We start from the raw sequence: 16,559 nt of genomic DNA, 5'->3' as shown, positions 1-16,559 counted from the left end.
GTTGCGGCCGAACCACTCGGGGAGGTCGAGCCCGGTGGCGCAGCGGTCGAAGAACGCGGACTTCTCGCGCACGCCGGTGAGTTCCAGCAGCGCCGGATGCCAGCGGGCGGTCGAGGCGCGCGCAAGCAGGTCGGCCGCCTCCTCCGCATCGGGAGCCGGGTGCCACCGGTAGACGCCCGGCGGCAGCGAACCGTCGAGCAGCCGCGGCAGCTCCCGGCCGGTGATCTCGGGTGCGGGACCGGTCACGGGGTCACCACCGCCTTGAACGACTCGTAGTGGTCACTGGTGTAGTAGCGCTCCCGGTCGGCGCCCGCGACGATACGGCGCGCACCGCGGTCCCGCTCGCCCGGTGTGGGCACGGTGTACTCGCGGTAGTGGCCGCGGTCCTGCCGGGGCAGCAGGCCCTCGTAGTTGCCGAAGACGCTGCCGTCCTTCTCGTACGGGAACGGCCCGCCCTCGTCGATCAGCCGCAGCGTGGTGCGCGCCTGCTCGGGGAGTTTCGCGGAGGTGACGACGGTCAGGCCTTCGGCCCAACCGGGGCTGGGGAGCGAGGAGTTGGCGTCGGGCGTCCCGCCCCGGCTCTCGTTCCCGATGCAGCCGGCCGACAGCAGTGCGACCGCGGCCAGCAGGGCAACCAGAATTCTTCGCAGCACTCGACCATGGTCGCAGGAAGGGTCCGGCGCGCCTGGTTAGGCTGGCCGGACAGAGCATTCCCGAACAGGAGGTTCCACGTGACCGAGCAGCGGCGACCGCTTCCGCACGCCTTCCACCCGCCCGTCGCGGACTTCACGGTGACCAGCACGGACGTCGAGGGCGGTCGGCTGGCCGACGCCCAGGCGTACGCGGAGGGCAACACCTCGCCGCAGCTGCGCTGGGAGGGCGCTCCGGAGGGGACGAAGAGCTACGCGGTGACCTGCTTCGACCCGGACGCGCCCACCGGCAGCGGCTTCTGGCACTGGTCGGTGATCGACATCCCTGCCGAGGTGAACGAACTTCCGGCCGGGGCGGGTTCCGGCTCCTTCGCCGGGCTGCCCGAGGGTGCCGTACAGGTGCGCAACGACTACGGCACCGCGGACTTCGGCGGCGCGGCACCGCCTCCCGGCGACGGCCCGCACCGGTACGTGTTCACGGTCTACGCAGTCGGCGAGGACCGGCTCGGACCGGACGCGGACGCGACTCCGGCGGTCGTCGGCTTCAACCTGCGCTTCAAGGCGATCGGCCGCGCCCAGCTGATCGCGGAGTACGAGATCGCCGGAGAGTAGCGGGGAGTCGGGCCGCGCGGGCGGGGCGTTCGCGCGGCCCCGGCGAAGACGCGCCACCCCGTCGTCGTCCGTCGCACACGCCGGTGTACCCCGACCGGCCATCCGCCGTACATCGCAGGGAAATTGCGTTGTCCCCACCAGTGGGCACCGGCACAGTGGTGCCACCCGCCACGGCGGCGGGTCTCACGGGGAGGTGGACGGGATGCGCGAGACGCTCGTACTCAACGCAAGCTTCGAGCCGCTGTCGACTGTCGCGCTGCGGCGGGCGGTGGTGCTCGTCATGCAGGAGAAGGCTGTCGTCGAGCAGTCGCATCCCGGGCTGAAGGTCCGTGCGGCGCAGGTCGAGCTGCCCGTGCCGCAAGTGATCAGACTCCGCAGGTTCGTGAAGGTCCCCTTCCGACAACGGGCGCCGTGGTCGCGTCGGGGCGTACTGGTGCGCGACCGTCATCGGTGCGCGTACTGCGGGCGCCGGGCGACCACGGTGGACCACATCGTGCCCAGGTCCCGCGGTGGCGGGGACAGTTGGCTGAACACCGTGGCCTCCTGCGCCGCGGACAACCACCGCAAGGCGGACCGCACTCCCGTGCAGGCGGGGATGCGGCTGCTGGCCCAGCCGTTCGAGCCGACTCCGGCGGACGCCCTGCTGCTGGCGCTGAACCTCCGGGACGGTACGACGCTCCCGGAGTGGCTGCCGATGCCGAGCGCCGCCTAGCCAACGAGAGCGGGGCCGACCCGCCGCGGAGAGCGGCGGTCCGGCCCCGTCCTGTACGGAGACGTGCGCGATGCGGGCCGAGGCCCGCGGGGCGCGGTCGCGTCGGTCAGTCGATGGCGGGACGCTCGGTCGGCGGGCGGACGCCCCTGGACTCGCCGCCCCCGCCGCCACCGTGGCCGGTGAAGCCGTCCAACGCGCCGCCGAGTCCCTTGAGCGCATCGCCGATCTCGCTGGGCACGATCCAGAGCTTGTTGGCGTCGCCCTCGGCGATCTTCGGCAGCATCTGGAGGTACTGGTAAGAGAGCAGCTTCTGGTCCGGGTCACCGGCGTGGATGGACTCGAAGACCGTACGGATCGCCTGGGCCTCACCCTCGGCACGCAGCGCGGCCGCCTTGGCGTCACCCTCGGCACGCAGGATCTCGGACTGCTTGTGGCCCTCGGCCTGGAGGATCTCGGACTGCCGTACACCCTCGGCCTGGAGGATCGCCGCGCGCTTGTCACGGTCGGCGCGCATCTGCTTCTCCATCGAGTCCTGGATGGAGGTCGGCGGCTCGATGGCCTTCAGCTCGACGCGGTTGACGCGGATGCCCCACTTGCCGGTGGCCTCGTCGAGCACTCCGCGCAGCGCGGCGTTGATCTCCTCGCGCGAGGTGAGCGTCCGCTCCAGGTCCATGCCACCGATGATGTTGCGCAGAGTGGTGACGGTGAGCTGCTCAATGGCCTGGATGTAACTTGCGACCTCGTACGTCGCGGCCCTCGCGTCGGTGACCTGGTAGTAGATCACCGTGTCGATGTTGACCACCAGGTTGTCCTGGGTGATCACGGGCTGGGGCGGGAACGGGACGACCTGCTCGCGGAGGTCGATCCGGTTGCGGATGGTGTCGATGAACGGCACCACGATGTTCAGACCCGCGTTGAGGGTGCGGGTGTAGCGGCCGAAGCGTTCGACGATGGCGGCGCTGGCCTGCGGAATGACCTGGATCGTCTTGATGAGTGCGATGAATACCAGCACCACCAGGATGATCAAGACGATGATGACTGCATCCATCGCGTCCCCCTGGACTCTTGTTTGCGGGACTGAAGTCGTGGTGCGGCACGCCTGGTTGGGCCGCGCCGATGTGTACGACCAGTAACTGTGCGGTTGTCGGGAGCCATCACATCACGATGGCGGTGGCTCCGTCGATCTCGACGACGTCGACCCTGCTGCCCGGTTCGTAGGTGTCCCCCTCCAGGGTCCTGGCCGACCAGATCTCGCCGCCGATCTTGACCCGGCCGCCGTGGTCGTCCACACGCTCGAGCACCACGGCGCGCTGCCCCTTGAGGGCGTCGACACCGCTCGCCAGCTCCGGCCGCTCGGCGCGCATCCGCTTGGCCACCGGCCGGACCACCACGATCAACGCGGTCGAGACCAGCGCGAAAACCACGACCTGCGCCACAGGGCCTCCGCCCAGCGCAGCGGTGATCGCACCCGCCGCCGCACCGATGGCCAGCATGCCGAACTCCGGCATGGCCGTCAGCACCAGCGGGATGCCGAGCCCTACGGCGGCCACCAGCCACCACACCCATTCATCCACCACCCCATGGTACGGGCGCCCGGGTGCCCGGGACAGGGTGCGTCGGGGGCGGGAACCAGCCGATTCGCTCCGCCGACGACGGCTTCGCCGCGGGGAGCGGGCGGGTCAGCTCAGCGGGAGCCCGCTCGCGGTCCAGCGGTCGCCGCGCTGCTCGACGACGAGCGGCAGCCCGAAGCAGCGGGAGAGGTTCGAGGACGTCATCTCGGTCTCCAGCGGGCCGGCGGTGAGCACCTTGCCCTGCCGGATCATCAGGACGTGGGTGAAGCCCGGCGGGATCTCCTCGACATGGTGCGTGACCATCAGCATCGACGGCGCGTACGGGTCGCGGGCCAGCCGGCCGAGGCGACGCACGAGGTCCTCGCGCCCGCCGAGGTCCAGGCCGGCGGCGGGCTCGTCCAGCAGCAGCAGCTCGGGGTCGGCCATCATCGCGCGGGCGATCTGGGCGCGCTTGCGCTCTCCCTCGGAGAGGGTGCCGAACTTGCGGTCCAGGTACTCGCTCATCCCGAGCCGGTCGAGGAACGCCCTGGCGCGGTCCTCGTCGATCGTGTCGTAGGACTCCTGCCAGCCGGCGGTCATGCCGTAGGCGGCGGTGAGGACGGTCTGGAGCACGGTCTGGCTGCGCGGGAGCTTGTCGGTGAGCGCGCTGGAGGAGATGCCGATGCGCGGGCGGAGCTCGAAGACGTCGACCGCGCCGAGCTTCTCGCTCAGGACGGAGACCGTCCCCGAGCTCGGGAAGAGGTAGCTGGATGCGACGTTGAGCAGGGTTGTCTTCCCGGCGCCGTTCGGGCCGAGAATCACCCAGCGCTCGCCCTCCTTGACCGACCAGGAGACGTCCTCAACCAGAGCGCGCCCCCCGCGGACCACGGATACGTCCACCAGTTCCAGTACATCGCTCATGTCCGCGCTGTCTCCCAATTGACTCGCGTTTGCCCGCACCTGTGGGCACGGTCCCCTGCAAACCTACGTCACCGGACCGGCGTCGGGTTCCGCAGGCTTGTACCTATGGTGGTGGGATGCTCGAAGAACCTCGATCCGGGCGCCTGGCCGCCTGGGGGAACGCACTGTACGCAGGCGCGGTCTCACCCGACGAAGCCGCACTGGAGACCGTCGCGGACGATGCCGTGCACCGTGTCCGCGGTCTGCCGGGTGAGGAAGGGCCGGTGGGCCTGACGTTGGCCCTCGGCCGGTTGCGGTCGCTCGGCGCGACCGGCCTGCGGGTCGCGCTTCCGGTGCCCGGACATCCGCTGGGCCTCACCGGCCCTCCCGATTTCAACTCCCGTGCGCTGGAGGCGGGCGAGGCCGTGATCGTCTGCGGCGCCCGGCTCGGGCTGGTGCCGCGGATCGAGTCCGCGGGACCGGAGGGGGGCCGTCGCGTCGAGGTGCGTTGGGAGTGCGCCGAGGTGCGCGAGGCCCCGCCCGCCGACGTGCCGAGCCTCGGCGAGGCGGAACGGGAGTTGGCGGATGCCCTGCGCGATGCCACCACCGCGCTGACGCGGTTGGACGTGGCGGGCTCGGGGCCGGTCGCACGTGCGGCGCTCGAGGCGTACCAGGCGCGGGCGGAGGCGGGGCGGCAGCTGCTGGCGCCCGGGTACCCGCCGCGGGCGGTACGGGTGCTGGAACTGGCGCAGCGGGTGGCCGCGGTGGTGGCCATCGCCCGCGAGCCCGAGCACGGAGGGGCGGTGAGCGCGTCCGAGATGGCGGCGCGCGGTGAGCTGCTGCGTCCGGTGGAGCGGGTCGCGCGGCGGGCCCAGGTGGCGGCGTACAACGCGTATGCGGAGGAGTGGGAGCGGCGCAACTCCTGAGGTGCGCCCGGATGTTGGGCGGCGGGCTGCGGGGCGGCGAGCGGCGGGCTCCGACGGCCGGGGGCGGCGGTCACTTGCCGGAGGGCGGGGCGTACCGCCCCGGGTGTCCCACGAAACGGGTCCGGACGTGCCGAGGGCCCCCGCACCGGGCGGGGGCCCTCGTTGCTTCAGACGCTCAGCCTGTCCGTGTGGACCTGGCTCAGTCGTTGATGCAGGTGTTGCCGAACGCCGGGTTCAGAACGCCGATGACGTTGATGGTGTTGCCACAGACGTTCACCGGGACGTGCACCGGAACCTGGATCACGTTGCCGGAGATGACGCCGGGCGAGTGCGCGGCCTTGCCCTGGGCGCCGGAGTCGGCGAGAGCGGTACCGGCGGCACCGCCGACAGCGGCGCCGGCAGCGGCGAGAACGACGGCGGCCTTCGTGGCTGCGTTCATGAGATGTTCCTCCTGGTGACGGACCGTGACTCCGACCGCGGAGTCACACGCTGGGCAACGCGGCTGGTCGGAGAGAGACACGGTCTGGTGCGGTGTTCTGCGGCAGATACGCCCGTTCGGAGCAACTGCCGCACCCGGTAACGGATTTGTCGACCGGGCCTCCCCGGGGCTCGTACGGTGACGGCCCTCGGGGTGAGCGGCGCCGTGACGCCGCTCGAGGTCACTTGTTGATGCAGGTGTTGCCGAAGGTCGGGTTCAGCAGAGCGATGACGTTCACGGTGTTGCCGCAGACGTTCACCGGGACGCTCACCGGAACCTGGATGACGTTGCCGGAGACGACGCCGGGCGAGTGCGCGGCCTGGCCCTCGGCGAGCGCGCCACCGGTCGCGGAAGCGGCACCGGCGGTGGCGGCAACGAAGCCACCGGCCGCCATCGTGATGGCAGCGGCCTTCTTCAGGTTCTTCACTTTCTCAACCCTCCTAGCGGTTGCCGCGGCAAGTTCGCCGCAGCACGCCATGGAGAACGGCCGTGCGCCCCGGCAGGGTGCGCGCTGTCCCGCCCAACCACCCGGGAGAGTGATTCGCAAGATCGCGCAGCCGGGGGTCTTGCCAGCGCCGGCGAGGTCTGTCACCGGGCGGGCCGCGCGCGGGTATTGACCGCTCCGGGTCGGCGTCGAACGGGTGCCGAGCACGCTCGGGACGGGCGCCCGGCAGCCTCGGAGCAGACACTGAGCAGGCGTTGAGCAGGTCCGGCCGACGGCGAGCCGGCCGGCGCGGGGTGCGGCGCGGGACAGGCGCGGGGCGAGGTCTCGGACGGGACCGTCAGTCGCCGATGCCGTGCCGAACGGCCCACAGCGCGGCCTGGGTCCGGTCCGCGAGGTCGAGCTTCATAAGGATGTTCGAAACGTGGGTCTTGACCGTCTTCTCCGAGAGGACGAGGTGGCGGGCGATGTCCCGGTTGGAACGTCCGTCGGCGATCAGCCCGAGCACCTCGCGCTCGCGGTCGGTCAGCGTCCCCGGCCTCCCCTGCCCGGCGGTGGGGCTCTCCTGGGTCAACAGCGCGTCGGCGACCTCTGGTTGGAGCAGCACGTGGCCGGCGTGCACTGAGCGGATGGCGCCGGCGAGTGCGTCCGGGTCGATGTCCTTGTAGACGTAGCCCGCCGCGCCCGCACGCAACGCCGGGACGACGGTGCGCTGCTCGGTGAAGCTGGTGACCACCAGCACCCGGGCCGGGTTCTCCGACCGGCGCAGCTCGCGCAGTGCCTGGATGCCGTCGACCCCGGGCATCTTGACGTCCATCAGGATGACGGCGGGGCGCAGCTCCTCCGCGAGCGCGACGGCCTGCGCGCCGTCCGCCGCCTCGCCGACCACTTCGATGTCCTCCTGGACCTCGAGAAAGGTGCGCAGGCCGCGCCGTACGACCTGGTGGTCGTCGACCAGCAGTACGCGGATCGGGTCAGCCACCGGGCACCTCCAGCTCGACGGAGGTGCCTTCGCCGGGTGCGGACGAGACGGTGAGGGTGCCGCCGACGCCGGCGGCGCGGTCGGTCATGGAGACCAGGCCCAGATGGCGGCCGGCTCTGCGCACCTCGCCGGGGTCGAAACCGCGGCCGTTGTCGGTGACCGCGAGGCGGGCGCGGCCGGCGGAGGTGCGGTCCAGCGCCACCTCGACCCGGTCGGCGTCGGCGTGGCGCAGCGCGTTGTGCAGCGCCTCCTGGGCGACCCGCAGCACCGCCTCCTCCTGGGGCGAGGGCAGCACCCGTACGCCGTGGGCGGTGAAGGTCACGGTCGCGGCGTGGGCGCGGTGCAGCACCTGTACGTGAGCGCGCAGGGCGGCGACGAGGCCGTCGTCCTCCAGCGCGGCGGGACGCAACTCGACGACGGCGGCGCGGAGTTCGTCGGCGGCGTCGGCGGCCAGGACGGCCACCTCCTGGAGTTCGGCCCTGGCCCGTTCCGGGTCGCGGTGCACCAGGGCGGCGGCGGCCTGCGAGGTGAGGCGCAGGGAGAAGAGCTTCTGGGCGACGGCGTCGTGGAGCTCGTGGGCGATCCGGGTGCGCTCGGCGGCGATGGTCAACTCCCGCCCCCGTTCGTGGAGGCGGGCGTTGGACAGGGCGATCGCGGCGTGTTCGGCGAGCAGACCGAGCAGCGCCTCGTCCTCCTCCGTGAAGGAGGACCGGTCGTCTGGCCCGGGGCGGCGCGCGCGCTCGGGCTCGGATCCGCGCTCGTCGTCGGGCCCGGGACGGCGCTTGTTGGAGAGGAAGAGCGCGCCCAGGACCTCCTCCCCCTCGACGACCGGCATGCCGAGGAAGTCGGTCAGCTCGGGGTGGGCCTGCGGCCAGCCGCCGAACCGCGGGTCCCGGCGTACGTCGGCCAGCCGCTGCGGGGTGGCCTCCTCCAGCATCGCCGCGAGGATGCCGTGCTGACGCGGCAGCGGGCCGATGGCCTTCCACTGCTCGTCGCTGACGCCGTCGACGACGAACTGGGCGAAGCCGCCGCGGTCGTCGGGGACGCCCAGCGCCGCGTACTCGGCATCCAGCAGCTCCCTGGCGGAGCGCACGATCGTCTGGAGCACCTCGCGCACCTGAAGCTGGCGGTTCATGGCGAGGATGGCGGTGCTGACGGCCGCCAACCCGGTGGTGAGCATGGGCTCACGTTACCGGCGGCCCACCGCGCGGGGATCGGCCCTGCGAACGGGGCGGTGACTGTCGCTGGTCCTGGGCCCGGCGCCCGACCCGTGCGAACGGTCGAGGGCCGGAACAGTGGGCAGTGGGCCGGGGCGCGGGCGGTGGGCCGGAACCGGGGCGGCCACAAGGCCCCCGAAGTGACTCCGCGCACGAGACGCGGATCACCTACGAATCCGCTTCGGCGGCGGAGGTTGGGCTCGACAGCTCCGGGGAGGCCGAACGTCGGATTGTCGGGACCTTCGGACCCGGTGTGGACGAAGCCGGTTAGTAGCGAGCACCTTTGTCCGTTTCGCCATGACTTGTTACTCATATCGAGAGCGCAGGGCGTCTGCGCGATCCTCTCGGAAGGTGTGCACCGCCATGTCCGTGCGCTCAGGACTCGACCGGCTCTCCGGCCTCGCCGAGTCGAGGCTCTCCAGCTGCTCCACCGGACGCCGGGTCGTCGTGGCGGGCGCCGCGACCATCGGCGCGGCGACGCTCGCCCTTTCCGGTCTGTCCGGGCACGCACACGCGCAGCCGCTCGCGGCGCAGGAACCGGTCGACCGCAGCGTGGTGGCCGACGCCCAGCAGGCAGCACGGGACGCCACCGACAGCGACCGGCAGTACGAGTGCTTCTCGCGGATCGTCGAGCAGGAGAGCGACTGGGACCACACCGCCCAGGACCCGGAGAGCGACGCGTACGGGCTCCTGCAGGCCGACCCGGAGAACGGACTGGCCGATGCCGGATCCGACTGGCGCACCAACCCGGCGACGCAGGTCCAGTGGGCCGTGCAGTGGCTGGACGAGCGGTACGGCAGCACCTGCGCGGCGTGGGACGTCCGGAAGCAAAACGACCGGCCCTGAGCCCGCGGCGCACAGCCGCGGACACGACGAACGGCGGCGGTGCCCCTGGCGTGGGGCGCCGCCGCCGTGGTGACCGTGCTCCGGGCGCACCCGGAGGAGCGGGCTGCTACTTGCGCATGACCTCGGGCTCGTGCCGGCGCAGGAAGCGCGCGACGACGAAGCCGCACAGGACCGTCATGGTCAGCAGCACGCCCATGTTCATGAGCCAGGTGCCGAGCTCGTTCTCCCAGAGCCCGTCGTAGTCGTCGGGGTCCTTGGGGTTCCACGGCAGCAGGACGTTCAGCTGCACGGTGTTGCCCATGCCTGCGACGGCCCAGCGCGAGGGCATCAGCCAGGCGAACTGCTCGATGCCGGGCTTGTCGTAGATCTGGAAGAGCACACCGGTGAAGACGACCTGCACGATCGCGAACATCACCAGCAGCGGCATCGTCTTCTCGGAGGTCTTCACCAGCGAGGAGATGATCAGGCCGACCATCATCGAAGCCATGCCGAGCGCGATGACCACCAGCGTCATCTCGATCGCGGGGGTGCCCGCGAAGAGCAGGCCCTCGTCGGGCATCGTGCGCGGCAGGAAGCCGATCGCACAGATGATCACGCCCTGGAGCGCGGTGATCATTCCGAGCACGATGACCTTCGACATCAGATACGCGGACCGGGAGAGACCGGTCGCGCGTTCGCGCTCGTAGATCACCCGTTCCTTGATGAGTTCCCGCACGGAGTTGGCCGCCGCCGAGAAGCACATGCCGACCACCAGGATCAGCAGGATGGTGCTCGCGTCCCGGTTGGTGAAGGTGGGCTCCGCGCCCAGGCCCAGCCCGTGGTCGGAGGGGATCACCACGCTCACGATGCCGAGCACCGCGGGCAGGATGAACATCAGTCCGATGAAGCCGCGGTCGGAGGCGATCACCGAGCAGTAGCGCCGCATCAGCGTCCACAGCTGGGAGCCCCAGCTCTGGGGTTTCTGCAGTCTGGTCTGCTGTTGCTGCCAGTTGACCGGCTGCGGGGCGACGGCGTCGATGTCGGCGGCGTACAGCTGGTAGTGCTCCGAGCCGCGCCAGCGGCCCATCCAGTCGTAGTCGCGGTAGTTCTCGAAGGCCGAGAAGATGTCGGCCCAGGTGTCGTAGCCGAAGAAGTTCAGGGCCTCCTCGGGCGGGCCGAAGTAGGCCACACCACCGCCCGGTGCCATCACCAGCAGCTTGTCGCACAGCTGGAGTTCGGCGACCGAGTGGGTGACGACCAGCACGGTGCGGCCGTCGTCGGCCAGACCGCGCAGCAGCTGCATCACATCGCGGTCCATGCCCGGGTCCAGCCCCGAGGTCGGCTCGTCCAGGAAGATCAGGGACGGCTTGGTCAGCAGCTCCAGCGCCACGGAGACCCGCTTGCGCTGGCCGCCGGAGAGCGAGTGGATGCGCTTGTCGGCGTGGATGTCGAGCTTCAGCTCGGCGAGGACCTCTTCGACGCGCTGATTGCGCTCGGCGTCCGCGACGTCGCCGGGAAAGCGGAGCTTGGCGGCGTACCGCAGGGCGGTGCGCACCTTGAGCGCGGTGTGCAGGATGTCGTCCTGCGGCACCAGCCCGATGCGGTGCCGCAGCTCGGCGAACTGCAGGTAGAGGTTCCGGTTGTCGTAGAGCACTTCGCCCTGGTTGGCGGGCCGGTAGCCGGTGAGCGCCTTGAGCAGCGTGGACTTGCCGGAGCCGGACGGGCCGATCACCGCGATGACGGACTTCTCGGGGACGCCGAAGGAGACGTCGTTGAGGATCGTCTTGCCGCCGTCGACCTGGACGGTCAGATGGCGGGCGGCGAAGGAGACCTCGCCGGTGTCGACGAACTCCTCGAGCCGGTCGCCGACCAGCCGGAACGTCGAGTGGCCGACGCCGACGATGTCGCTGGGGCCGAGCTGCTGGCGGCCGTTCTTGGGCAGTTGCCGGCCGTTGACGTAGGTGCCGTTGTGGCTGCCGAGATCGTGGATCTCGTAGCGGCCGTCGGGACTCGCCAGGAACTCCGCGTGCAGCCGCGAGACCTGGAGGTCGGAGACGACCAGCTCGTTCTCCAGGGCGCGGCCGATGCGCATCACCCGGCCGAGCGCCAGCTGGTGGAAGGTGGTCGGGCTGCGGTCGCCACCGGACGCGGGCGCCGCCTGCCCCTGCGGGCGCCCCTGCGCCTGCTGGCCGGCCTGGCCCGGGTACTGCTGCGCCTGCTGCTCGGGCTGTCGCTGCTGCGGAGGGGCGCTCTGCGGCACGGCCTGCTGGGGGTACCCCTGCGGTCCGCCCTGCTGCTGGTACCCCTGCTGCTGCGGCCAGTTACCCTGCTGCGGCTGCTGGTGGCCGGGCTGCTGGTACCCGTGCTGCGGCGCCTGCGGAGGCTGCTGCCAGCCCTGCTGCGGCTCAGCCTGCTGCGGCGCGGCGGCGGGCGCGGGCGTGCCCTGGGCCGCCGTCTGCGGCGACATCGCGGGTGACCCGCTGAAGCTCAGCTGCGGCCCGTCCGTCGCATTGCCGAGGTTGACCACCGACCCGGGCCCCACGTCCGCATGCTGGACGCGATGGCCCTGGATGAAGGTCCCGTTGGTGCTGCCCACATCCTCGACGATCCAGCCCTGTCCGCCCCACCGGACGGCCGCGTGCCGCCAGGAGACGCGAGCGTCGTCGATTACGAGGTCACCCTGCGGATCACGGCCCAGGGTGTACGACCTGGACGGGTCCAACGTCCAGGTCCGGCCGTTCAGTTCCAGTACGAGTTCCGGCACTCCACGCCCCACAAATTGGTCCCCCGAGCTACCCCCGGTCCAGGGGGTCTTGGGATGGCGAACATCGTGGGGAACTATTCCAGGCTCGACCGGTTTATCGGAAGTCGGGCCGTGGAACTGCCACCGACCGGAGACATGCCGCACGAACCTGCCCTTGACAAAGCATCTCGAAAGCGGCATTCGAGGTGGGTCACTCCCCCGGCCCCGCGCACCGCAGGAGCCGCACGGCCACCCGACCGACCCGCCGCCGGTCGACGGACATCGGGCGAACAGCCGGTGACCATCCGTCGACCGGGATACGGACGCGCGTACGGACCCGTCCCACTCCCGATACCGTGGGGATCACCATGAGCGCATCGCACGCATCGCACGCATCGCACATCACGCCCCCGGTCACCGATCCGACCGGCGAGGACGCCCCCACCCTGCTGGTCAAGATCTTCGGCAGGGACCGCCCCGGCATCACCGCCGGACTCTTCGACACGCTGGCCGCGTACGGGCTGGATGTCATCGATATCGAGCAGGTCGTCACCCGTGGCCGGATAACGCTGTGCGCGCTGGTCACCGCGCCCACCGGTGAGGCGGACGGCGCCACCGAGGGCGAGTTGCGGGCCACCGTGCACAGTTGGGCCGACTCGCTGAAGCTCCAGGCGGAGATCATCTCCGGGCACGGCGACAACAGCCCGCGCGGCACTGGCCGTTCACATGTGACGATGCTCGGCCACCCGCTCTCCGCCGAGTCCACGGCTGCCATCACCGCGGCCATCACCGGCACCGGCGGCAACATCGACCGCATCTTCCGACTGGCCAAGTACCCCGTCACCGCAGTGGAGTTCGACGTCTCGGGCGCCGACACCGCCACCCTGCGCACCGCGCTCGCCACCAAGGCCGCCGCGAAGCGGGTGGACGTCGCCGTGGTCTCCTCCGGGCTCCAGCGCCGCGCGCAGCGGCTGGTGGTGATGGACGTGGACTCCACGCTCATCCAGGACGAGGTCATCGAGCTCTTCGCCGCGCACGCGGGCTGCGAGGCCGAGGTGGCGGGCGTCACCGAGGCGGCGATGCGCGGCGAGCTGGACTTCGAGGAGTCCCTGCACGCCCGGGTCGCGCTGCTGAAGGGCCTGGACGCCTCGGTCGTCGAGAAGGTCCGCTCGGAGGTACGGCTCACCCCGGGCGCGCGCACCCTGGTCCGTACGCTCAAGCGGCTGGGATACCAGGTCGGGGTGGTGTCGGGCGGCTTCACCCAGGTCACCGACGACCTCCGGGAGCGTCTCGGCCTGGACTTCGCCTCCGCCAACACCCTGGAGATCGTCGAGGGCCGGCTGACCGGCCGGGTCACCGGCGAGATCGTGGACCGCGCGGGCAAGGCCCGGCTGCTGCGCAGGTTCGCCGAGCAGGCCGGCGTACCGCTGGAGCAGACCGTGGCGATCGGCGACGGCGCCAACGATCTGGACATGCTCAACGCCGCCGGTCTCGGGGTGGCGTTCAACGCCAAGCCGCTGGTCCGCCAGGCCGCGCACACCGCGGTGAACGTGCCGTTCCTGGACACCGTGCTGTACCTGCTGGGCATCACCCGCGACGAGGTCGAGGCCGCCGACATCCGGGACTGAGCCACCGCGCCCGGCCCGACTTCGCGAGACGTACGACCCCGGACCGTACGGACCGTCGGCGCCCCGACGTTCGAAGGGTGCGGCCACGGTGCACGCACCGCGACCGCACCCCTGGGGTACGTCTCAACTCATCTGTGCCGGAACGGCGTTGACGCCGCTCGTACTGCCGCTACTCGTGCGGCGCCCAGTGCTCGGTGAGCCGGGCCGAGCCGGGCTGGAGCGCCTTCCAGTCGCCGTCGAAGGCGAGCACGGCGACCGCGGAGGTCGGGAAACCCAGCCGCTCCATGTGCGTAGCCGCCTCGGGCTCCGCCGCTCCGGTGAGCACCTCGGCCACTCCCTGGATGCCGGGATTGTGGCCGACGACCAGGAGCTCGGCGCAGTCCTCGGGGAGCTCGTTGAGCACGGCGATGATCTCGCCGGGCGAGGCTTCGTACAGCCGGTCCTCGTAGACGGTCTTCGGCCGGTGCTCCAGGCGGGACACCACGAGCTTCCAGGTCTCGCGGGTCCGTACGGCCGTGGAGCAGAGAGTCAGGTCGAAGTTGATCCGCCGGGCGGCCAGCCAGTCCCCGGCGACCAGGGCGTCCTTGCGGCCTCTCTCGGCGAGCGGACGGTCGTGGTCGGCGCCGTCGGGCCAGTCGGCTTTGGCGTGGCGGAGTAGAACGATTCTGCGGGACACATCGACGCTCATGCCTCAAGCTTCGCACGAAATGCGCCGCGCAGCCCGGGGAGTTGGGGACTCACTTGACGCGTACGCGCAACCACGCGAGGGGCCGCGGCTGCCCCGCGCGCGTGACCGGTCAGCCGCCGAAGGTCTGCTGCACCCGCGCCACCAGCTCGCTGAGCACACGCCCCGAGGAGACCTCCGAGGGTGCGGGTGTGCCGAGTGCGGGCAGCGTCAACAACGCGACGAACGCCAGCACCGGGAGGGCCAGGGCCCACCAGGGCAGCGAGGAGGCGCGGGGGGCGCGTGGGCGGGGGGTGTTCGGGTGGGCACGGCCAGTCATCGTCGCTCGCCTCCGTGGCTTCGTCGTCACCGTCGTTGTGACGCTGCTTCGACGCTACGGCGCGAGGCGGCACCTTCCCATCCGGTCAACCACCCATCCCACCCTGAGCCATTCCCCCTAGGGGTACTGGGGCAGGCACCACCACGCCCCCGAAAGCCGCCGGTCGACGGCTGGTCGACGTACGACGGGCCCGGCGCGGGGCGACCCCCGCGGCGAGACCGCACGGAGGCGAGACCGAGGCCGTACCGAGCCAGTCCGCGGACGAGGCGGCAGGCGGGGCCCGGGGCCGCTCAGGGCGAGGCGATGGTGGCGATCACACCGATCACCACGGAGATGCCGAGCATGGCGCCGAAGACCAGCAGCAGCTTCTTCTGGCCATCTCCGGGGTTCGGTTCGAGTACGGGCATGACGCCAGTGTCGCACTCAGCCCCCGTCCTCCACGAAGCGGTGCCGACCGGCGAGGACCCCGACGGCGAGCTGCACCACGAGCAGCCCGCACATCATCAGCAACGGCGGGTTCCAGCTGCCGGAGGCGTCGTGCAGCACGCCCACCAGCAGCGGCCCGGGGATGGCGATCAGATAGCCCGTGCTCTGCACGAAGGCCGACAGCTTCGCCACCCCGACGCCTGTCCTGGACCGCATGCCGATCATGGTCAGCACCAGCGGGAAGGCGCAGTTGGAGACGCCGAGCAGCAGCGCCCACAGCACGGGCACCGACGTCGGCGCGAGAATCAGACCGGTGTATCCGCCCAGACCGGACAGGGCCAGTACGGCGGCGAGCGGGCCTTGGTGGCTGAGCGCCGCGGCCACCCGGGGCAGCACGAAGGAGAGCGGGATGCTGACGCCCATCGCGACGGCCATCAGCGCACCCGCGGTGCCGGCGGACAGTCCCGAGTCGCGGTAGATCTGCGCCAGCCAACCGATCACCACGTAGGCACCGGTGGCCTGGAGGCCGAAGAAGACGCCGAGCGCCCAGGCGGTGGCGGAACGGCTCATCCGGAACGCCGGCGCGGGTGCGCCCGACGGGTCGGCGGGTGCGCCCGACGGGTCGGCGGGTGCGCCGCCGGCCGCGGCGGCCTCCGTACGCCGTCGGCGCAGCAGTACCGCGCCGAACGGCAGCATCGCCACCAGCGCGAGCAGCGCCCACACGCCGAGCCCGAAGCGCCAACTGCCGCCCGCTGCCTGGGTGAGCGGCACCGTCAGCGCGGCGGCGCCCGAGGTACCGAGGGCCAGCGCGGTGGAGTACAGGCCGGTCATGGTGCCGACCCGATCGGGGAACCAGCGCTTGACCACGACGGGCATCAGCACGTTGCCGACCGCGATACCGGCGAGCGCCAGGGCGGTCGTGAGCAGGAAGACCGCGGTGCCGCCGGCGAACGCCCGCAGGGCCAGCCCGGCGGCGAGCGCGGCCATGGCGGCCACCACGACGAGAAGCGGCCCGAAACGGCGGGCCAGCCTCGGCGCGAGGCTGCCGAAGACGGCGAAGCACAGCGCCGGCACCGAGGTGAGCACCCCGAGGACCGCGCCGCTGAGCCCGAGGCCGGTGCGCACCTCCTCCAGCAGCGGGCCCAGCCCGGAGACTGCCGGACGCAGGTTGAGCGCGACCAGGACCATTCCGACGGCGACCAGCACTCGCGTCCGACGGGAGGCGAGCACCGCGCGCACGGGCGCCGCGGGCCGCCGGTCGCCGGGCGCCCCGTGGGGGGCGTCGGGCGTGGCGGTCATTTCCGTCGAGGTGGTGTCGAGGTGGCCGGTGGTGTCGACGGCCGCGGTGGGAGGGGCGGACGGGGCCGTACCGGTGCCGAAAGTGGTCGAGCCGCCGTCGGCCATGTGCTGTAGCGCGATCCGTTCGTCCTCACCCATGCGGCCCATCATAGAATGATGGGATGA

General features: G+C 71.5%; 19 protein-coding genes (1 of these 19 cut by a window edge). 5 read left to right on the top strand and 14 right to left on the bottom strand.

Annotated elements, in window-relative coordinates; genetic code table 11:
- On the bottom strand, positions 1–246 hold the 5' portion of the coding sequence (locus tag JGS22_RS19505) for a barstar family protein (protein ID WP_211041478.1). It extends 195 nt beyond the left edge of the window; only the first 246 of its 441 coding nucleotides appear in the window; its start codon is at positions 244–246; its stop codon lies beyond the left edge, outside the window.
- On the bottom strand, positions 243–653 hold the full coding sequence (locus tag JGS22_RS19500) for a guanyl-specific ribonuclease (RefSeq protein ID WP_211041479.1): 411 nt from the start codon (positions 651–653) through the stop codon (positions 243–245). Before JGS22_RS19500 ends, JGS22_RS19505 begins: the two co-directional genes overlap by 4 nt.
- Positions 654–731: 78 nt before the next feature.
- Here JGS22_RS19500 and JGS22_RS19495 point away from each other — a divergent pair, with 78 nt between their 5' ends.
- Positions 732–1,262 (top strand): YbhB/YbcL family Raf kinase inhibitor-like protein, encoded by a 531-nt coding sequence (locus JGS22_RS19495; protein WP_211041480.1) that lies wholly within the window; start codon positions 732–734, stop codon positions 1,260–1,262.
- Between the two features lie 202 nt (positions 1,263–1,464).
- Positions 1,465–1,974: an HNH endonuclease gene (locus JGS22_RS19490; protein ID WP_211041481.1), complete on the top strand. Its 510-nt coding sequence runs from the start codon at positions 1,465–1,467 to the stop codon at positions 1,972–1,974.
- A gap of 106 nt (positions 1,975–2,080) precedes the next feature.
- Here the strand turns inward: JGS22_RS19490 and JGS22_RS19485 are convergent, their stop codons facing one another.
- From JGS22_RS19485 to JGS22_RS19475, 3 genes are all read right to left on the bottom strand, one after another.
- Positions 2,081–3,022 carry an SPFH domain-containing protein gene (locus JGS22_RS19485; protein WP_211041482.1) on the bottom strand — a complete coding sequence of 314 codons (942 nt, stop codon included), beginning with the start codon at positions 3,020–3,022 and terminating at the stop codon, positions 2,081–2,083.
- 106 nt (positions 3,023–3,128) lie between these two features.
- Positions 3,129–3,548, bottom strand: coding sequence for an NfeD family protein (locus tag JGS22_RS19480; RefSeq protein WP_308405754.1), 420 nt, complete (start codon positions 3,546–3,548; stop codon positions 3,129–3,131).
- Positions 3,549–3,653: 105 nt separating this feature from the next.
- Complete coding sequence (locus tag JGS22_RS19475; protein ID WP_211041483.1) at positions 3,654–4,445, bottom strand: ABC transporter ATP-binding protein; 792 nt, start codon at positions 4,443–4,445, stop codon at positions 3,654–3,656.
- Positions 4,446–4,561: 116 nt separating this feature from the next.
- On the opposite strand from JGS22_RS19475, the gene JGS22_RS19470 reads away from it, so the two are divergent.
- A complete protein-coding gene (locus tag JGS22_RS19470; protein ID WP_211041484.1) occupies positions 4,562–5,350 on the top strand; it encodes an Rv1486c family protein in 789 nt (262 codons plus the stop codon).
- Between the two features lie 199 nt (positions 5,351–5,549).
- Here JGS22_RS19470 and JGS22_RS19465 read toward each other — a convergent pair whose 3' ends face one another.
- The 4 genes from JGS22_RS19465 to JGS22_RS19450 form a co-directional block, all read right to left on the bottom strand.
- Positions 5,550–5,789, bottom strand: a complete 240-nt coding sequence (locus tag JGS22_RS19465; RefSeq protein WP_211041485.1) for a chaplin — start codon at positions 5,787–5,789, stop codon at positions 5,550–5,552.
- Between the two features lie 220 nt (positions 5,790–6,009).
- The gene (locus JGS22_RS19460; protein ID WP_211041486.1) at positions 6,010–6,255 is read right to left on the bottom strand and encodes a chaplin; all 246 of its coding nucleotides are present in this window, start codon (positions 6,253–6,255) and stop codon (positions 6,010–6,012) included.
- 355 nt (positions 6,256–6,610) lie between these two features.
- Positions 6,611–7,252 carry a response regulator gene (locus tag JGS22_RS19455; protein ID WP_211041487.1) on the bottom strand — a complete coding sequence of 214 codons (642 nt, stop codon included), beginning with the start codon at positions 7,250–7,252 and terminating at the stop codon, positions 6,611–6,613.
- Positions 7,245–8,432, bottom strand: coding sequence for a GAF domain-containing sensor histidine kinase (locus JGS22_RS19450; RefSeq protein ID WP_211041488.1), 1,188 nt, complete (start codon positions 8,430–8,432; stop codon positions 7,245–7,247). The genes JGS22_RS19455 and JGS22_RS19450 overlap by 8 nt, the downstream gene beginning before the upstream one ends.
- Positions 8,433–8,832: 400 nt before the next feature.
- On the opposite strand from JGS22_RS19450, the gene JGS22_RS19445 reads away from it, so the two are divergent.
- Positions 8,833–9,315, top strand: a complete 483-nt coding sequence (locus JGS22_RS19445; protein WP_211041489.1) for an aggregation-promoting factor C-terminal-like domain-containing protein — start codon at positions 8,833–8,835, stop codon at positions 9,313–9,315.
- A gap of 106 nt (positions 9,316–9,421) precedes the next feature.
- On the opposite strand, the gene JGS22_RS19440 is transcribed toward JGS22_RS19445, so the two are convergent.
- Positions 9,422–12,058 carry an ABC transporter ATP-binding protein/permease gene (locus JGS22_RS19440; protein WP_308405753.1) on the bottom strand — a complete coding sequence of 879 codons (2,637 nt, stop codon included), beginning with the start codon at positions 12,056–12,058 and terminating at the stop codon, positions 9,422–9,424.
- A 347-nt stretch (positions 12,059–12,405) separates the two neighbouring features.
- On the opposite strand from JGS22_RS19440, the gene serB reads away from it, so the two are divergent.
- The gene (gene serB, locus JGS22_RS19435; protein ID WP_211041491.1) at positions 12,406–13,665 is read left to right on the top strand and encodes a phosphoserine phosphatase SerB; all 1,260 of its coding nucleotides are present in this window, start codon (positions 12,406–12,408) and stop codon (positions 13,663–13,665) included.
- 169 nt (positions 13,666–13,834) lie between these two features.
- On the opposite strand, the gene JGS22_RS19430 is transcribed toward serB, so the two are convergent.
- The 4 genes from JGS22_RS19430 to JGS22_RS19420 all read right to left on the bottom strand — a co-directional run bounded on the left by JGS22_RS19430 (position 13,835) and on the right by JGS22_RS19420 (position 16,394).
- Positions 13,835–14,353 (bottom strand): SixA phosphatase family protein, encoded by a 519-nt coding sequence (locus tag JGS22_RS19430; RefSeq protein WP_211041492.1) that lies wholly within the window; start codon positions 14,351–14,353, stop codon positions 13,835–13,837.
- Between the two features lie 109 nt (positions 14,354–14,462).
- Entirely contained in the window at positions 14,463–14,669 is a 207-nt protein-coding gene (locus tag JGS22_RS19425) for a hypothetical protein (RefSeq protein ID WP_216815040.1), read from the bottom strand.
- A gap of 290 nt (positions 14,670–14,959) precedes the next feature.
- A complete protein-coding gene (locus JGS22_RS26850; protein ID WP_268980893.1) occupies positions 14,960–15,076 on the bottom strand; it encodes an SGM_5486 family transporter-associated protein in 117 nt (38 codons plus the stop codon).
- 16 nt (positions 15,077–15,092) lie between these two features.
- A complete protein-coding gene (locus JGS22_RS19420) occupies positions 15,093–16,394 on the bottom strand; it encodes a CynX/NimT family MFS transporter (protein WP_211038894.1) in 1,302 nt (433 codons plus the stop codon).
- Positions 16,395–16,559 lie beyond the last annotated feature (165 nt).

The organism is Streptomyces tardus, assembly GCF_018101125.2.
GTDB lineage: Bacteria > Actinomycetota > Actinomycetes > Streptomycetales > Streptomycetaceae > Streptomyces > Streptomyces tardus.
The sequence above is the reverse complement of the archived record's forward strand: the minus strand, read 5'-3'. Positions and strand labels throughout refer to the sequence as shown.

Excerpts from the sequence above, each read along its gene's own strand:
- JGS22_RS19490 (WP_211041481.1), top strand. The coding sequence starts at position 1,465 with ATGCGCGAGACGCTCGTACTCAACGCAAGCTTCGAGCCGCTGTCGACT.
- JGS22_RS19485 (WP_211041482.1), bottom strand. The coding sequence starts at position 3,022 with ATGGATGCAGTCATCATCGTCTTGATCATCCTGGTGGTGCTGGTATTC.
- JGS22_RS19475 (WP_211041483.1), bottom strand. The coding sequence starts at position 4,445 with ATGAGCGATGTACTGGAACTGGTGGACGTATCCGTGGTCCGCGGGGGG.
- JGS22_RS19470 (WP_211041484.1), top strand. The coding sequence starts at position 4,562 with ATGCTCGAAGAACCTCGATCCGGGCGCCTGGCCGCCTGGGGGAACGCA.
- JGS22_RS19465 (WP_211041485.1), bottom strand. The coding sequence starts at position 5,789 with ATGAACGCAGCCACGAAGGCCGCCGTCGTTCTCGCCGCTGCCGGCGCC.
- JGS22_RS19450 (WP_211041488.1), bottom strand. The coding sequence starts at position 8,432 with ATGCTCACCACCGGGTTGGCGGCCGTCAGCACCGCCATCCTCGCCATG.
- JGS22_RS19445 (WP_211041489.1), top strand. The coding sequence starts at position 8,833 with ATGTCCGTGCGCTCAGGACTCGACCGGCTCTCCGGCCTCGCCGAGTCG.
- serB (WP_211041491.1), top strand. The coding sequence starts at position 12,406 with ATGAGCGCATCGCACGCATCGCACGCATCGCACATCACGCCCCCGGTC.
- JGS22_RS19430 (WP_211041492.1), bottom strand. The coding sequence starts at position 14,353 with ATGAGCGTCGATGTGTCCCGCAGAATCGTTCTACTCCGCCACGCCAAA.
- JGS22_RS19425 (WP_216815040.1), bottom strand. The coding sequence starts at position 14,669 with ATGACTGGCCGTGCCCACCCGAACACCCCCCGCCCACGCGCCCCCCGC.
- JGS22_RS26850 (WP_268980893.1), bottom strand. The coding sequence starts at position 15,076 with ATGCCCGTACTCGAACCGAACCCCGGAGATGGCCAGAAGAAGCTGCTG.
- JGS22_RS19420 (WP_211038894.1), bottom strand. The coding sequence starts at position 16,394 with ATGACCGCCACGCCCGACGCCCCCCACGGGGCGCCCGGCGACCGGCGG.